The sequence below is a fragment of the Promicromonospora noduliphila genome (genome assembly GCF_056951025.1).
In genome coordinates, this window is the sequence record NZ_CM167806.1 from 4,460,400 (window position 1) to 4,476,548 (window position 16,149).

Annotated in this window: 14 protein-coding genes; 4 read left to right on the plus strand and 10 right to left on the minus strand. The window is 73.1% G+C overall.

Annotated elements, in window-relative coordinates; all coding sequences use genetic code 11:
- Positions 1-8: 8 nt before the first annotated feature.
- Positions 9-1,208, plus strand: coding sequence for an FAD-dependent oxidoreductase (locus tag AC0QU1_RS19560; protein ID WP_483571696.1), 1,200 nt, complete (start codon positions 9-11; stop codon positions 1,206-1,208).
- Positions 1,209-1,224: 16 nt separating this feature from the next.
- Here the strand turns inward: AC0QU1_RS19560 and AC0QU1_RS19565 are convergent, their stop codons facing one another.
- The 7 genes from AC0QU1_RS19565 to AC0QU1_RS19595 all read right to left on the minus strand — a co-directional run bounded on the left by AC0QU1_RS19565 (position 1,225) and on the right by AC0QU1_RS19595 (position 8,848).
- A complete protein-coding gene (locus AC0QU1_RS19565) occupies positions 1,225-1,986 on the minus strand; it encodes a crotonase/enoyl-CoA hydratase family protein (protein ID WP_483571697.1) in 762 nt (253 codons plus the stop codon).
- Positions 1,983-3,509 (minus strand): class I adenylate-forming enzyme family protein, encoded by a 1,527-nt coding sequence (locus AC0QU1_RS19570; protein ID WP_483571699.1) that lies wholly within the window; start codon positions 3,507-3,509, stop codon positions 1,983-1,985. The genes AC0QU1_RS19565 and AC0QU1_RS19570 overlap by 4 nt, the downstream gene beginning before the upstream one ends.
- A gap of 87 nt (positions 3,510-3,596) precedes the next feature.
- Complete coding sequence (locus tag AC0QU1_RS19575) at positions 3,597-4,862, minus strand: cytochrome P450 family protein (protein WP_483571700.1); 1,266 nt, start codon at positions 4,860-4,862, stop codon at positions 3,597-3,599.
- 146 nt (positions 4,863-5,008) lie between these two features.
- Positions 5,009-5,962, minus strand: coding sequence for a GTPase Era (gene era / locus AC0QU1_RS19580; RefSeq protein ID WP_483571702.1), 954 nt, complete (start codon positions 5,960-5,962; stop codon positions 5,009-5,011).
- On the minus strand, positions 5,959-7,341 hold the full coding sequence (locus AC0QU1_RS19585; RefSeq protein ID WP_483616279.1) for a hemolysin family protein: 1,383 nt from the start codon (positions 7,339-7,341) through the stop codon (positions 5,959-5,961). The genes era and AC0QU1_RS19585 overlap by 4 nt, the downstream gene beginning before the upstream one ends.
- A 5-nt stretch (positions 7,342-7,346) precedes the next feature.
- Positions 7,347-7,799 carry an rRNA maturation RNase YbeY gene (gene ybeY / locus AC0QU1_RS19590; protein ID WP_483571706.1) on the minus strand — a complete coding sequence of 151 codons (453 nt, stop codon included), beginning with the start codon at positions 7,797-7,799 and terminating at the stop codon, positions 7,347-7,349.
- Complete coding sequence (locus AC0QU1_RS19595) at positions 7,796-8,848, minus strand: PhoH family protein (RefSeq protein ID WP_483571707.1); 1,053 nt, start codon at positions 8,846-8,848, stop codon at positions 7,796-7,798. Before AC0QU1_RS19595 ends, ybeY begins: the two co-directional genes overlap by 4 nt.
- Positions 8,849-9,014: 166 nt before the next feature.
- On the opposite strand from AC0QU1_RS19595, the gene AC0QU1_RS19600 reads away from it, so the two are divergent.
- Positions 9,015-10,571 (plus strand): TIGR03767 family metallophosphoesterase, encoded by a 1,557-nt coding sequence (locus AC0QU1_RS19600; RefSeq protein WP_483571709.1) that lies wholly within the window; start codon positions 9,015-9,017, stop codon positions 10,569-10,571.
- A 3-nt stretch (positions 10,572-10,574) separates the two neighbouring features.
- Here the strand turns inward: AC0QU1_RS19600 and AC0QU1_RS19605 are convergent, their stop codons facing one another.
- The gene (locus AC0QU1_RS19605; RefSeq protein WP_483571711.1) at positions 10,575-10,925 is read right to left on the minus strand and encodes a histidine triad nucleotide-binding protein; all 351 of its coding nucleotides are present in this window, start codon (positions 10,923-10,925) and stop codon (positions 10,575-10,577) included.
- Between the two features lie 248 nt (positions 10,926-11,173).
- Here AC0QU1_RS19605 and AC0QU1_RS19610 point away from each other — a divergent pair, with 248 nt between their 5' ends.
- Both AC0QU1_RS19610 and AC0QU1_RS19615 read left to right on the plus strand, forming a co-directional pair.
- The gene (locus AC0QU1_RS19610) at positions 11,174-13,075 is read left to right on the plus strand and encodes a helix-hairpin-helix domain-containing protein (protein WP_483571712.1); all 1,902 of its coding nucleotides are present in this window, start codon (positions 11,174-11,176) and stop codon (positions 13,073-13,075) included.
- Positions 13,072-14,019, plus strand: a complete 948-nt coding sequence (locus tag AC0QU1_RS19615; protein WP_483571713.1) for an OmpA family protein — start codon at positions 13,072-13,074, stop codon at positions 14,017-14,019. Before AC0QU1_RS19610 ends, AC0QU1_RS19615 begins: the two co-directional genes overlap by 4 nt.
- Positions 14,020-14,244: 225 nt before the next feature.
- Here the strand turns inward: AC0QU1_RS19615 and AC0QU1_RS19620 are convergent, their stop codons facing one another.
- A complete protein-coding gene (locus tag AC0QU1_RS19620; RefSeq protein ID WP_483571714.1) occupies positions 14,245-15,012 on the minus strand; it encodes a 16S rRNA (uracil(1498)-N(3))-methyltransferase in 768 nt (255 codons plus the stop codon).
- Between the two features lie 10 nt (positions 15,013-15,022).
- Positions 15,023-16,144: a molecular chaperone DnaJ gene (gene dnaJ, locus AC0QU1_RS19625; RefSeq protein ID WP_483571716.1), complete on the minus strand. Its 1,122-nt coding sequence runs from the start codon at positions 16,142-16,144 to the stop codon at positions 15,023-15,025.
- Positions 16,145-16,149: the final 5 nt, after the last annotated feature.

Sequence of the window (16,149 nt, forward strand, 5' to 3'; positions counted from 1 at the left end):
GTGAGCACATGAGAGCGATCATCATCGGAGCGGGCATCACCGGACCCGTGACCGCCATGGCCCTGCAGAAGGCGGGCATCGACAGCACCATCCACGAGGCGTACCAGCGCACGGCCGACGGCGTGGGCGCCTACCTGAACCTCGCGCCGAACGGCCTGGCCGCGCTGCGCGTGCTCGGCATCGACCACCACGACCTCGGCGGCTTCGACACGCACACGCTGGCGCTGCGGGCGTCGTCGGGCCGCAGCCTCGCCCACCTCCCCATGGGGCGGGACGACGACGCGCGCACGGTGAGCCAGACCGTGCGGCGCTCCGACCTCTACGTCCGGCTCCGCGACGAGGCCGTGCGCCGCGGCATCCCGATCGAGTACGGCAAGCGGCTCACAGGCGCCGCGGTGCGGGGCAACGGCGGCGTCGTCGCCTCCTTCGCCGACGGCACCACGGCAGAGGGCGACCTGCTCGTCGGCGCCGACGGCCTCCACTCCCGCGTGCGGGAGATCCTCGACCCGAGCTGCCCGCCGCCGCGCTACACCGGCCTGCTGAACACCGGCGGCTACGCCTCCGGCGTCTCGGTGGACGCGCCGCAGGGCACCTTCACGATGATCTTCGGCCGGCGCGCCTTCTTCGCCTATGCGAACCGCGGGCCCGGCGACGTCTGGTGGTTCGCCAACGTGCCCCGCGCCCGCGCGGCGACCGACGCCGAGCTCGCGGCCTGGACCCCGGACCGCTGGCGTGCCGAGCTGATGCGCCTCTTCGCCGACGACGCCGGCCCCGCGCTGGACCTGATCGCCGCGACGCCGGAGATCGTCCCGCCGTGGAACACGCTCGACCTGCCGACCGTGCCCGTGTGGCACCGCGGCCCCGTCGGGCTGGTGGGCGACGCGGCGCACGCCATCTCCCCGACGTCGGGCCAGGGCGCCTCGCTCGCGATCGAGGACGGCGTGCTGCTCGCGCGGTTCCTGCGCGACCACGGCGACCCGGCCGCCGGCTTCGCGGCGTTCGAGGCGTCACGCCGACGGCGGGTCGAGAAGCTGATCGCTCAGGCCAAGCGCACGTCCAACCAGAAGATCCCGAACCCGCTGACCCGGCTGCTGCGCGACCGGGTGATCCTGCCGCTGGTCGGCCGGGCGGCGACCAGGACCACGCGGGACTGGGTCACGGACTACCGCATCGACTGGGACGCCCCGGCGGACCGCCTCGTGGCGTGACCCGGCCGGGCCCGGATCAGGCCGGTTCCCCGTGGCGGCCCGCGCCCGCGGCGAAGCGGGCCGCACCCGGGTAGGCGTCGGCGGCCAGGGAGCGCTCGCCGTGTGTCCACTCCTGGGCCAGGGCCGCCGGTTCGTCCAGGCCCCACTGGTCGAGCACCGACGCGCGGTCCTCACGCAGGCAGACCTGCGGGAACGCCGCGAGCGAGGCCGCCAGCTCCACCGCGGCCGGGACGGCCTGCCCGGCGGGCACCACCCGGTTCGCCAGGCCCATGCGCAGCGCCTCGTCCGCGTCCACGGCACGGCCCGTGAGGATCAGGTCCATCGCGTGCGACTGCCCGATGAGCCGAGGCAGCCGCACGGTGCCGCCGTCGATCAGGGGCACGCCCCAGCGGCGGCAGAAGACGCCGAACACGGCCGTCTCGTCCGCGACGCGCAGGTCGGCCCAGGCCGCGAGCTCCAGCCCGCCCGCCACGGCGTGCCCCGACACGGCGGCGATGACCGGCTTGCTCAGCCGGAGCCGGGTGGGGCCCATGGGCCCGTCGCCGTCGGCCGCCGCGCGGTTGCCGTCCGGCGTGCCGAGCGCCTTGAGGTCGGCGCCCGAGCAGAACGTGCCGCCCGTCCCGTACAGCACGGCCGCGGTGGCGGCGTCGTCGGCGTCGAAGGCCCGGAACGCGTCGGCGAGCGCCACCGCCGTCGGCCCGTCGACGGCGTTGCGCCGCTCCGGGCGGTCGATGCCGATCAGGGTGACCGTGCCCTCGCGGGTGACCAGGACGTTCACCGGCGGCCCTCCCACAGGGGCTCGCGCAGCGCGCGGCGCAGCACCTTGCCCACGGGCGAGAGCGGCACCGAGTCGACGGCGCGCACGGACTTGGGCACCTTGTAGCCCGCCAGCTTCTCGCGCACGGCGGCCTGCAGCGCGGCCTCGTCGACGGCGGCGCCCGGCGCGGGCACGACGAAGGCGGTGACGGCCTCGACCCAGGTGTCGTCGGGCGCGCCGACCACCACCGCCTGGGCTACCGACGGCTGCGCCAGCAGCACGTCCTCGACCTCGCGCGGGTAGACGTTGTAGCCGCCCGTGACGATCATGTCGCTGCGCCGGTCCACGAGGTAGAGGTAGCCGCGCTCGTCCGCGCGCGCCATGTCGCGGGTACGCAGCCAGCCGTCGCCCGCGAACATCTCCGCGTTCAGCTCGGGTGCCGCGTGGTAGCCGGCCATGGTGAACGGCGCACGCACCCGGATCTCGCCGATCTCGCCCGGTGCCACGGGGGCGCCGTCGTCGTCGGTCACCAGGAGCTGGGCGTCCAGCGCGGGCTGGCCGCACGAGCCGAGCAGGGCGGCATCGGCGTGGTCCTCCGCGTCGAGCACCGTGAGGCACAGGGGCGCCTCGGTCTGGCCGTAGTACTGCGCGAACCGGCGGCCCCACACGTCCATGGCCTGCTCGATCACCGGGCGCGGCATGGGGCTGGCCCCGTAGATGGCGGTGCGCAGGGAGGAGACGTCCGCGCGCTGGGCGACGCCCGAGCTGAGCAGCATGCCGATCATCGTGGGCACCAGGTTGATCTCCGTGGCGCGGTACCGGGCGATGGCGTCCACGTAGCCCTGCGGCTCGAACCCGGGCAGCACCACCGACTCGCCGCCGCGCAGCCAGTACGGCAGCACGAACGTGCCGCTCGCGTGGATCAGGCTGGCCGCGTGCAGCATCACCGAGTCCCGGGCCGGGCTGACCAGGTTGGTCAGGACGTTCGCCACGATCGCGGCGTAGCTGGCCTGGGTGTGCTCGACGGCCTTGAGCGTGCCCGTGGTGCCGGAGGTGTACAGCAGCAGGATCGGGTCCTGCGGGTTCGCGGGCAGGTTCGGGTCGGCGGTGGAGACGTCCTGCATCGCGGCGAGCAGGTCCGGTCCGCCGACGGCGCCCGGCGCGCCCAGGCCGAGGGTGGCGACGCCGTGCGCCGCGGCGAGCTCGGCCGCGCGCTCGGTCAGCGCAGCGTCGTGCACCAGGAGGCGCACGCCCGTCTCGTCGAGCATGCGGCCCTGCTCGGCCGCCGACAGCCGGGCGTTCAGCGGCACCCTGGCGACACCGGCCTTGAGGCAGGCGAAGTCCATGGCGATGGACCACAGGCCGTTGCCCATCAGGAGCGCGACCCGCGAGCCCGGCTCGGCTCCGTGGGCGTGCAGCACCCGTGCCATGGCGTTCGCCGCCTCGTCCACCTGCGAATACGTCAGTGACTCGGCGCCGAAGCGGACGGCGGTACGCGGCCCGAACCGGGCGGCTCCGCGTCGGACCAGGTCAACGGCGAGCATGCTCTTCCTCCACGGCAGATGTCCGGTTAGTACGTTTCGTGACCGTACTCTGCGCTCCGCGCGCGGTGGAAGGGCGTGCCGACTACGTCACACCTCGTAGATCTCCGTGCCCGACGACCGCGCCCGCCGGTACTTCACCGGCAACGCCTGCGGGTGCCGCACCCAGGGCGAGGGGACCCACGCCAGGTCGTGGTCCTCGACGGCGAGCTCCAGGTCCAGCTCGGTCAGGAGCCGGTTGATGGCGACGCGCGCGATGATCCGCGCCTGCCGCGACGCCGGGCAGCGGTGCGGCCCGACGCCCCAGGCGAGGTGCGCCCGGTTGCCGACCTCGTCCCAGTCGTTGCCGGTGTGCACCCGGGGGTCCTGGTTCGCCGCCGCGACCGCCATGATCAGGGCGTCACCCTTGCGGATGAGCTTTCCGTCCAGCTTGAAGTCCCGCATGGCGTACCGCGGCAGCGGCGGGTTCGCGGCGGGCGCCTCGCGCCAGAGCACCTCGTCCAGGGCGTCGTCGAGCGCGATCCGGCCGCCGGTCCAGCGCGCGGCGAACCGCCGGTCGGTGAGCAGGAGCCGCAGGGTGAGCGCGATCCACGCGGTGAGAAACTCGCTGGCCGCGATGATCGGCACGGACATGGAGTCGGCGACCTCGCGGTCGTTGTGGAAGCTGGGGTGCCGCACGAAGGTCGAGGTCAGGTCGGAACCGCCGGCGGCCCGCCGTTCCCCGACGTGCGCCATGAGGTTGCGGCCCATCCGCTCGCGTGCCTCCGCGGCCTCGCTCGTGTGGTCCATGATGTGCGCCGAGTCGGCCATCATCTGGTTCGCGGTCTCGGTGTCGAACCCGAACAGCGAGGTCACGGCGAGGAAGCCCACCTTCTTGGCCCACTCGGGCACCAGGTCGGCCTCGCCGCTGTCCCCGAGGTCGTCGATCAGCCGCCTGCTGACCTCCTCGACCTGAGTCACGACGGTCTTCTCGGGCAGGGCCTCCAGGCCGTCGTCGAGGGGCTGCCTGAGCCGGCGGCGCTTCTCGCCGTCGTGGTGGTAGGACGAGTTGCGCGGCTCCCGCGGCGAGATCCCAAGCAGGCCCGAACGCTCCGGCAGCAGGCCGTCGTAGTGCCAGCGCCAGTTGCGCGGGTCGCGGGAGAACTGCGCCTCGTTCCGCGTGATCTCGCAGATCTCCGCGTGGCCCATCACCAGCCAGGCGGGCACTCCCGGCTCCATGTCCACGGGGGCCACCACGCCCCACCTCGCCCGCAGTACGTTGTAGATCTCCTGTGAGTCCGCGCCACCTGTGGTCGCCGACAGGGGGGTGAGCCCCGTCAGGCCCGTGAGCTCGACCGGGGACGTTCGAGCGGCCACTGTCTCCATTCCACCATCTCAGCACAGTGTCCGTATTGCCCGTAAATCCGCCGTGCGATATTCGGTATCGGCCTGCAACATGTAGGGCGATCGTTGCGGGCTTGGTCCGGCTCCGGCGCCAGGGTCTGGGCCCGGCAGGCCCGGCGTTAGAACCCGAGCCGCCGGAGCTGTTTCGGGTCGCGCTGCCAGTCCTTGGCCACCTTGACGTGCAAGTCCAGGTAGACCTGCTGACCGAGCAGCTTCTCGATGCCGCGCCGGGCCTCGGTGCCGACCGCGCGCAGCCGCGAGCCGCCGCGCCCGATGACTATCGCCTTCTGCGACTCCCGCTCGACGAACAGGTTGACGCGCACGTCCAGCAGCGCGGGCCTGCCCTTCTCCGGGTCGCCCGACCCCTCGCGCTCGACGATCTCCTCGACGACCACGGCCAGCGAGTGGGGCAGCTCGTCGCGCACCCCCTCCAGGGCGGCCTCGCGCACCAGCTCCGCCACCATGACGGCCTCGGGCTCGTCGGTCAGCTCGCCGCCCGGGTACAGGTCCGGACCCGCAGGCAGGTGGGACACGAGCACGGTCTCGAGCTCGTCCACCTGGAAGCCGTCCTTGGCGGACACGGGCACGATGTCGGCCCACTCGCGGTCCACCGACTTGGCGAGCTGCTCGACGGCGATGAGGTACTCCATGAGGTCGGCGCGCGCCACGAGGTCGGCCTTCGTCACGACGGCGACGACGGGCACGCCCTTGCGCCCCGTCATCAGCTCGGCGAGCTGCGCCGCGATGTAGCGGTCGCCCGGGCCGATCTTCTGGTCGGCCGGCAGGCAGAACGCGATGACATCCACCTCGGAGAGCGTGTCGCGCACCAGGTCGTTGAGCCGCTCGCCCAACAGCGTGCGCGGCCGGTGCAGGCCGGGCGTGTCCACGAGCACGAGCTGGGCGTCCGGGCGGTGCACGATCCCGCGGATCGTGTGCCGGGTGGTCTGCGGCCGTGCCGACATGATCGCGACCTTCTGCCCCACCAGCGCGTTCGTCAGGGTCGACTTGCCGGCGTTGGGGCGGCCCACCAGGCAGGCGAACCCGCTCCGGTGCTCCGTGGTGTCGTCGCTCACGAGGTCACTTCCTTCTGGTCACGCTTCTGATCACGGTGGCCGTGCTGGTCTTGACCACCGTTGCTGTCGTCCGGCTCACCCACCGGCTCCGTGCGGTGCACGAGGATCGTCGAGAGCTGCTTGCGGCGGCCCTCGACCCGCTCGGCCTGCAGGTGCATACCGCCGATCTCGGCCGACGAACCGGCGAGCGGCACCTTGCCCAGCGCCTTGGCGAGCAGGCCGCCGGCGGTGTCCACGTCGTCGTCGTCCAGGCGCAGGTCGAAGAGGTCGCCGAGCTCGTCAACGGGGAGGCGGGCCGGGACGCGGAGCACGCCGCCGCCGAGGTCCTCGACCTCCTGGACCGGCACGGTGTCGTGCTCGTCGGTGAGCTCGCCGACCACCTCCTCCAGCAGGTCCTCGATGGTCACGAGGCCCGCCACGCCGCCGTACTCGTCGACCACCAGCGCGATGTGGCTGGCCGAGGCCTGCATCTCGCGCAGCAGGTCGTCGATCGGCTTGGACTCTGGCACGAACACCGCGTCCCGCGCCACGTCCGACGCCGGGCGGAGCGACGGCTCCGCCGCGCCGCCCCCGCCGTCGTCCACGGGCCAGTGCACCGCCGCCACGACGTCCTTGAGGTAGGCGACGCCGACGACGTCGTCCACCGACTCGCCGATGACCGGCACCCGCGAGAAGCCCGAGCGCAGGAACAGCCGCAGCACCTTGTCGAGCGACGTGTCGGCGGTGACGGTCACCATGTCGGTGCGCGGCACCATGACCTCGCGCGTGATGGTGCCGCCCAGCTCGATCACCGAGCGGAGCAGCTCCCGGTCGGACTCCTCGAAGGCGCTGCTCTCCCCCACCCGGTCCGCGATGTCGCGCAGCTCGGCCTCGGTGGGCGGCGACGGGTCGTAGCGCGGCACCGAGAACCGGGTGAGCCAGGCGACGGCGCGCGAGACGCCGGTCAGCGGCCCGACGAGCGCGAGCAGCACCGCGACCGGCCGGCGGAAGCCGAGCGCGCGCGGTGAGACCCGCACGAAGATCACGCCGACGACGACGCCCACCACGAGCGCGACGAGCATGACCGGGAGCTCGTTGGGCACCTCCCCCGGGATCGCCTGCTGCGCGAGCAGCGTGCCGGCCGCGATGGCGACCACCTCGGACACCACGCGCACGAGCGCGAAGGAGGCCACGATCGCCGTCGGATCGACGACGAGCGCCTGGGCGCGGCGGATCCGGGCGGCGCGCTCGGGGTCGGGCGACTGCCCGAGCTCCGCCTCCGCCAGCGCCTCGGTGAGCGAGGCGCGGGTGACCCGCAGGAGCGCGGCCTCGCCGGCCGAGAGCATGCCGGCCAGCGAGAGGCCCACGAGCACGATGAGGGTCAGGAGCAGGACGATCACACCGGTCACCGGGTCGCGAGGAAGGTGAGGAGGAGCTTGCGCTGGAGCGTGAACATCTCCTTCTCCTCCTCCGGCTCCGCGTGGTCGTAGCCGAGCAGGTGCAGGATCCCGTGCGTCGTCAGGAGCAGCAGCTCCTCCGTGGTGGAGTGGCCGGCCGCCTTGGCCTGGGTGACCGCGACCTCGGGGCAGAGCACGATGTCGCCGAGGGTGCCCGCGGGGGTGACGTCGCCGTCGCGCCCCGGGCGCAGCTCGTCCATCGGGAAGGAGAGGACGTCGGTGGGGCCCGGCTCGTCCATCCACTGCACGTGCAGGTCGGACATGACGGTGGTGTCGACGAAGATGATCGACAGCTCCGACTGCGGGTGCACCCGCAGGGCGTCCAGGACGAAGCGGCCGAGCGCGGCGAACTCCGCCTCGTCCACCTCGAACCCGGACTCGTTGTTGACCTCGATGCTCACCGGCGCTGCCTCTTGCTCCCCGGGCGGTGGTCCTGCGGCTGGCGTCCGGGGCGCTGGCCGCCCGCCATGACGTCCCAGCGCGCGTACGCGTCGATGATGTCGCTCACCAGCCGGTGCCGCACGACGTCGGACGAGGTGAGGCGGCAGAACTCGACGTCGTCCACGCCCAGCAGGATGTCCTCCACGACGCGGAGCCCGGACTGGGTGCCGCCCGGCAGGTCGACCTGCGTGGCGTCGCCGGTGATCACCATCTTGGAGCCGAAGCCCAGGCGGGTCAGGAACATCTTCATCTGCTCGGTCGACGTGTTCTGCGCCTCGTCCAGCACGATGAACGAGTCGTTCAGCGAGCGGCCGCGCATGTAGGCCAGCGGAGCGACCTCGATGGTGCCGGCCTCGATCAGCTTGGGCACCTGCTCCGGGTCGATCATGTCGTGCAGCGCGTCGTACAGCGGGCGCAGGTACGGGTCGATCTTCTCGGTCAGCGTGCCGGGCAGGAACCCGAGCCGCTCCCCGGCCTCGACGGCGGGGCGCGTCAGGATGATCCGGTTGATCTGCTTGGCCTGCAGCGCCTGGACGGCCTTGGCCATGGCGAGGTAGGTCTTGCCGGTGCCGGCCGGGCCGATGCCGAACGTGATGGTGTTCGTGTCGATGGCGTCGACGTACGCCTTCTGCCCGACCGTCTTGGGCCGGATGGTGCGGCCCCGGTTGGACAGGATGTTGAACGTGAGCACCTCGGCGGGACGCGACGCCGACGCGTCGCTCAGCATCGCCACCGAGCGCTTGACGACCTCTGGCGTGAGCTGCGTGCCCGCCTCGACGACCTCGATAAGCTCGTCGAGGAGCTGAGTGACCAGGGCTACGTCGCCCGCCGGTCCGTTCACTGCTATCTCGTTACCACGGGCATGGACGTCGACGCCGGGGAAACCCTCCTCGACGGCCCGCAGCACCGAGTCCCGGCTCCCGAGGAGCGCGACCGTCGGGATGTGGGCCGGGACGACGATCTTGTGCTCGATCCGGGTCTGGGACTGTGTGCTGGGCGAAGTTGTCATGAGCCGGCCCGCGGGCCGATCCGCTCCTTCATGCGGTAGGGATGACGACAGCACTCATCCTATCGACCTGACCGGGCTGCGCCACGGTCTTTCCACAGGGTTGGTGCCCGAGCGTTCCCCGAGCCTTCCCGCTGTGTTCACGCACCCGCCGGGCACGGATTCACCCGTGGGCCCCAGAGTTGCCGCGCCACCCTTCGACGTCGACGAGGAGACCACCATGGCCGGCACCGACTCTCGCCAGCTCACCCGCCGTCAGGCGCTGGCCGCGGCGGGGGTGGGTGGGCTCGCCGCGGCGCTCGGCGTCTCCGCGGCGACCGCGCCGTCGGCCTCCGCGACCGCGCGGCGGCTGGCCACGGCCCTCCGGACGACGGCGACGCGCGCGCTGTCGACGTCGGGCACCACGCTGGAGGTGGCCGCCCTGCCGCTCGTCGCGGACACGACCGTCTACTCGCGGCTCACCGCGGGGCCGGGCTGGCCGCTCGTGGTGCGCGAGGACCTGGTGGCCGGCGCGGCGGGCCGGGATGACCGCCGGACCGGCCGGACCGCGTTCGTCCAGCTCACCGACCTGCACGTGCTGGACGCCGAGAGCCCCGTCCGGTTCGAGTACCTGCACCCGCTGATCGGGTCGGCCCACCGGCCGCAGGAGGCGCTGGGCGCCGCGGGGACGGCGGCCCTGGTGCGGCGGGTCAACGCCCTGCGGCGCGGGCCGTTCACCGGGCGTGACCTCGACTTCGTGATGACCACCGGCGACAACACCGACAACCACGAGCTCGTCGAGCTGAGGTGGTTCCTCGCGCTGCTGTCCGGCGGCTCGGTGCGGCAGACCACCGGCGACCCGCACGCGCACGAGGGCGTGCAGGCCTCCGGCGCGAGCGCGTTCTGGAACCCCGACCGCACCCTCGACGGCTCGGACTGGACGGCGAAGGGCTTCCCCGAGATGCCCGGGCTGCTCGCGGCCGCGGCGGCCGAGGTGGTCTCCCCCGGCCTGGACGTGCCCTGGTACTGCACGTTCGGCAACCACGACGACTCCATCCAGGGCTCCATCCCCGACCTGCCCGGCATGACCGCCTTCTACACGGGCGGGCTCAAGGTGGTGGGCCGCGACGAGAGCGCCATGCGGCGGATCGCGGACCGGCTGGAGACACCGGGGGCGACCATGACGGCCTCGGACCTGTTCGGCACAGGGACCCTGCGCGAGATCACGCCCGACCCGCGCCGCGCGCCCTTCAGCACCGGCGAGTTCGTGCGGGCGCACCTGGACCCCGCCGTCGCGGGCGCCGGGCCGGTGGGCCACGGCTTCACCGACCGGAATGCGGACGGGCGGGACGTGTACTACACGTTCCGGATCGCCCCAGGGATCACCGGCATCTCGCTCGACACCACCACGACCGCAGGGTTCGCCGACGGCTCGATCGGGCTGCGCCAGCTCACCTGGCTCGAGGAGCTCGGGTTCTGGGAGATCAACACGGCGTCCCACATCGACCACCCGCAGCTCGCGCGCGTGATCGAGGTGGCGGACAACGCCGACGGCACCCTGTCCCTGTTCACGACGCTCATCGAGGCGGACGCCCCGTACGCCGTGGAGTACGACGACTTCTCCGCGGCCGGGCTCGCGTCCCTGTACCGCGAGATCGGGTACAACGACCTGCACGTGAACCCGGACCAGCTCGGCGGCCCCGCCGACCGCAACACGGAGCTCCTGCTCGTCGACCCCCTGGCGTGAGCCTCACCCGAAGCCGGGCAGCCCCTCGCCCGCGAGCAGGTGCGCGTGCACGTGGAAGACGGTCTGGCCGGCCTTGGGCCCGGTGTTGAAGATGAGGCGGTACTGGCTGTCGGCGAGGTCGCTCGCGACGCCGTCGGCCAGCGCGACCAGGCTGGCCAGGCCGCTCGGGTCGGACGCGGCGAACGCCGGCACGTCCGGGTAGTGCTCCCGCGGCACCACGAGCACGTGCACCGGCGCCTTGGGTGCGATGTCCCGGAAGGCGATCGTCGTGTCCGACGACGCCACGACCTCCGCGGGAATGTCCCCCGCGACGATCTTGCAGAAAAGGCAGTCGGGGCTGTCGGTACTCGTCATGCCCCGCAGGCTACCGGCGGGTGTCGACGGGCGGCTCCCGCAAAGCGGCTCAGCGCGCTCCGAGCGGGACTTCGCCATGTTTTTCCATACCGTTACATAGTTCGAAATGCCCGGGTGAATGGGATGTGGGAGAGTTTGCCGCGTTCGATGGAGATTGGCGTACTGGGACCTTATTTTGTGGTCGCCCACCGCGCGGGTCTCGCCAGTCGTCCTCACACCACACAACCAGCAGTCACCTGGAGGTTCGCGTGGGTTGGTTCATCACCCAATCGCTCGCATTCATCATCATCGCGGCCCTGATCGGCCTGGCGATCGGCATCTGGATCGGCTGGCTCGGCTGGGGCCGGCGCGCCAAGGGCAAGCACACGGCGGAGAAGGCGGACGCCGCGACCCGCTCGGCCGCGAAGGCGGGTGCGAACGCCGGTGCGGCCAAGCAGCCCGTCGCCGCCGCCCAGTCGGCTCCCGCCCTCGCGACCGCCGGCACGGACGAGGCGGCGTCCGCCGTCGGCACGGACACCGCGGTGCCCGTGGGTGACGGCGCGTCGGGCTCCGCCGGCGACGCCGACGGCCCGGCCGACGAGGCGGCCGACGGCGGGAAGGGCAGCGTCGAGGAGGGCGACGGTGCGACGAGCGACGGCGAGCCGGAGGTCGGGGCCGCCGGGTCCGACGTCGTCGCGGAGGCCGAGGCCGTGGCGCGCGAGGCCGCTGAGGCGGACGCGGCGGCCAAGGTTGAGGCCGAGCCGGCGGGCGAGAGCGACGTCGAGCCGATCGCCGAAGCCGACGCGGACGCCGATGCGGGCGCGGGCGCCGAAGCCGTGGCCGGCGAGGCCGCCGCCGCTGCCGCCGACGAGACCCCGGACGACCTGCAGCGCATCGAGGGCATCGGCCCCAAGATCGCCACCGCGCTGGTCGCCGCCGGCTACCCGACGTACGCCAAGATCGCGGACGCGAGCGAGGACGAGCTGCGCGAGGCCGTCGCGGGCCAGGGCATCAAGTTCGCCCCCGCTGCCGCGAGCTGGGCCGACCAGGCCCGCTACCTGGTGGACAGCGACGCCAAGGGCCTGGAGGAGTACCAGGACTACCTGATCGGCGGGCAGGAGCGTCGCGCGAAGTTCCAGGAGAACGTCGACTACGCCGACGTCGACGAGATCGAGGGCGCGGACGCCAAGGCCGCCGCTCTTGCCGAGGACGAGGCGGAGGCCGCCGCGGCGACCGAGGCTGCGGAGGAGCCGGCAGCCGAGGCCGCGACCGAACCCGAGGCGTCCGCCGAGCCCGAGGACCTGCGCCGCATCGAGGGTGTCGGCCCGAAGATCGAGGCCGCCCTCAAGGCCGCCGGCTACACCACCTACACGAAGCTCGCCGTCGCGAGCGAGGACGAGCTCCGCGCGGCACTCACCGCGAGCGGCATCACCTTCGCCCCCGCCGCCACGAGCTGGGCCGACCAGGCGCAGTACCTGGCCGACGGCGACGAGGACGGCCTGCGCGAGTACCAGGACTACCTCATCGGCGGGCAGGACCGCGCCGCCAAGTTCCGGGAGAACGTCGACTACGCCGACGTCGACGAGATCGAGGGCGCCGACGCCAAGGCGGCCGCCATCGCCCAGGACGAGGCGGAGGCCGCCGCAGCGGCCGAGGCTGCGGAGGAGCCGGCAGCCGAGGAGCCGGAGGCCGCCGAGGCCGGGACGGAGGCGGAGGCGTCCGCCGAGCCGGAAGCTGCGGAGGAGCCCGAGGTCGTCCCGGCCGAGGCCGAACCGCAGGACCTGCAGCGCATCGAGGGCATCGGCCCGAAGATCGAGTCCACCCTCAAGGCCGCCGGCTACGCGACGTACGCCAAGATCGCCGGCGCCTCGGAAGCCGAGCTCCGCGAGGCGCTCGCCACCGGCGGCATCAAGTTCGCCCCGGCCGCCACGAGCTGGGCCGAGCAGGCGCAGTTCCTGGCCGACGGCGACGAGGAGGGGCTGCAGGAGTTCCAGGACTACCTCATCGGCGGCCAGGACCGGCGCAGCAAGTTCAACGAGAACGTCGACTACACCGACGTCGACGAGATCGAGGACGCCGACGCCAAGGCCGCCGCCATCGCCGACGACGAGGCCAAGGCCGCGGCGGCCGAGGGCGACGCCGAACCCACGCAGTCCGGGGTGAAGGCATGAACCTGAGGACTGTCCTGCCCCCGGTGCTCGTCGCGATCCTCGGGCTGGGCGTGCTCGCCGGCATCCAGAACACGGGATTCCGCGAGCAGATCGAGGACACGCTCACGGAGCACGCGCAGGAGGCACTCAGCGCCGCCGGGCTCGGCGACGTGGACGTCAAGCTCACGGGGCGCGACGCCGCCGTCACCGCCGGGTCCGACACGGAGGCGCTGGCCGCCGCCGAGCTGGTCGGCGACGTCGAGGGCGTCCGGACCGCCGTGGCCTACGGCCCGGACGGTCAGGTGTCCACGGCCGCGGCCGAGGCGGAGGCCGCCGACGGTGACGACGCGGGCGGCGGCGACGGGAGCGGCGACGACACGGGCGAGGCCGACGCCGAGGCGAGCGCCTCCCCCGAGGCCTCCGCAGATGACGACGCCTCGCCCGAGGCGAGCGAGCCGACGTCCGACGAGACCGGCGACGGCGAGGACGGCAACGACGGAACCGGCGAGGACGGGACCGGCGACGGAGCCTCGGGTGACGAGACCTCGGGCTCCGAGGACTCAGGGGACTCCGAGGACGACTCCGCGGACGAGCCGACCCGCGAGGAGCGCGAGGAGGCCCAGGAGGACCTGGTCGAGATCCCGAACATCACGTTCGTCACGGACAGCGCCAGGCTGACCAAGGACGGCCGCAGGGTCGTGGAGGAAGCCGCGGAGGTGCTCGCGGAGCACCCCGACGTCGAGGTCCGCATCGAGGGGCACACCGACTCGGTCGGCTCCGACGCGCACAACCAGCGGCTCAGCGAGCGGCGCGCCGAGAAGGTGCTCGAGGAGCTGGCGGAGCTGGGCGTGGACCGCGACCGGCTCACGGCGAAGGGCTACGGGGAATCGGATCCGCTGGTCGTCCCGCGGACGTTCGCCGACCTGGAGAAGAACCGCCGCGTGGAGTTCGACGTCGTCGACTGACGCCCGAACCGCACGATGAAGGTTCTCGGGGGCACCGAACCGCAAGTTCCTCACCCCACCGCCGCCGAACCGCAAGTCGCGTGTCGATTCGGGCCCCGATCGACACGCGACTTGCGGCTGGGCGTCGGCGTACACCGATAGGTTGCGGTTCGGCGGCGACGTACACCGACAAGTTGCGGTTCGGCGTCCGCGTCACCGACAAGGCTGCGGTTCGAGGGACGAACCCTATTCCCAGCGGCCCAGGCGGTCGCTCAGCAGGGCTATCGCCACGGGCCCGGCCGTCGAGGTGCGCAGCACGTGCGGTCCCAGCCGCGCGGTGACCGCGCCGGCGTCCGTGAGCAGGGCGACCTCGGCCTCGGAGATCCCGCCCTCTGGTCCGACGACGACGAGCACGTGGCCGGCGTCGGGCAGCGGCACCGTCGCGAGGGCCGCCGTCGCCTCCTCATGCAGCACGACCGTCGTGCCGCCCGCCCCGACCACCTCGCGCGCCCGGGCCGCGAGCTGCTTGGTCGTGAGCGGCAGCTCGACGTCGGGGATGCGCGCCCGGCGGGCCTGCTTCGTCGCGGCCCGCACGGTGCTGACCCAGCGCGCCCGCGACTTCGCCGCCCGGTCCCCGCGCCAGACGACCACCGACCGCTCGGCCTGCCACGGGATGATCGCGTCCACGCCGGTCTCGGTGGCCGCCTCGATCGCGAGCTCGTCGCGGTCGCCCTTGGCGAGGGCCTGGACGAGCGTCACGACGACGGCGGGCGCCGGCTCGACCTCCACGTCCTCGACACGCAAGTGCACCTGAGCGCCGTCGACCGACTCGACGACCGTGCGCAGGCGGAAGCCCGCGCCGTCGACGACGTCGATCCGCTCGCCGGGGCCGCGCCGCTGGACGACGCCGGCGTGCCGGCCCTCCGCGCCGTCGAGCACGTACACGGACCCCGCCGCGTACCCGGACAGCGGATGGGCGCTGGACGCCTCCGCGAGAAAGACTGGCGCGCTCATCGGTGGGCGGTCAGCGCCCGCTGAGCTTGTCGCGCAGGCGCGAGAACACGCCCCCGTGGACCGAGGCGAGCCGCGGCTCCGGCCGCTCCTCGCCCCGCAGGGCGGCGAGCTGCTGCATCAGCGCCGTCTGCGCCTCGTCGAGGCCGGTGGGCACCTGGACCTCGATGTGCACGTTGAGGTCGCCGCGCCCCGCGGAGTGCAGGTGCCCCACGCCGAGGCCCTTGAGCGTGATGACCTGGCCGGGCTGTGTGCCGGGGCGCAGGTCGATCTCCTGGAGCCCGTCCAGCGTGTCGAGCTCGAGGACGGTGCCGAGCGCCGCGGCCGTCATCGGCACCTGGAGGGTGCAGTGCAGCTCGTCGCCGCGGCGCACGAACGTGTCGTGCGCGCGCTCCCGGATCTCGACGTACAGGTCCCCGGCGGGGCCGCCGCCGGGGCCCACCTCGCCCTGCGCGGAGAGCTTGATGCGGGTGCCGGTGTCGACGCCGGCGGGCACGTTCACCGAGATGGTGCGGCGCGAGCGCACGCGGCCCTCGCCGGAGCAGTCGGTGCACGGCTCGGGGATCACGGTGCCGAAGCCGCCGCAGGCCGAGCACGGCTGGTTGGTCATGACCTGGCCGAGGAACGAGCGCGCGACCCGCTGCACGGAGCCCCGGCCCTGACAGACGTCGCAGGTGCGGGCCGACGTGCCCGGCCGTGCGCCGTCGCCGCCGCAGGTGTTGCACACCACGGCGGTGTCGACCTGGATCTCCCGCTTGGCGCCGAAGACCGCCTCGGACAGCTCCAGGTCGAGCCGCACGAGCGCGTCGTTGCCGCGCCGCGCGCGCGGGACCGGGCCGGTGGGCTGCCCGCCGCCGAAGAAGGTCTCGAAGATGTCCTGGAACCCGAAGCCCGCGCCGAACCCGCCGCCCGCGCCGCCGCCGGGCGAGGTGGGGTCGACGCCCATGTCGTACTGCTGGCGCTTGTCGGGGTTGGACAGCACCTCGTACGCGCGCGCGACGTCCTTGAACCGGTCCCCGCCCGCCTCGCCGGCCACGTCCGGGTGCAGCTCGCGAGCCAGCTTGCGGTATGCCTTCTTGATCTGCTCGGGTGAGGCGTCGCGCGGAACACCGAGAATCTCGTAGTAGTCGGTCACAGGTC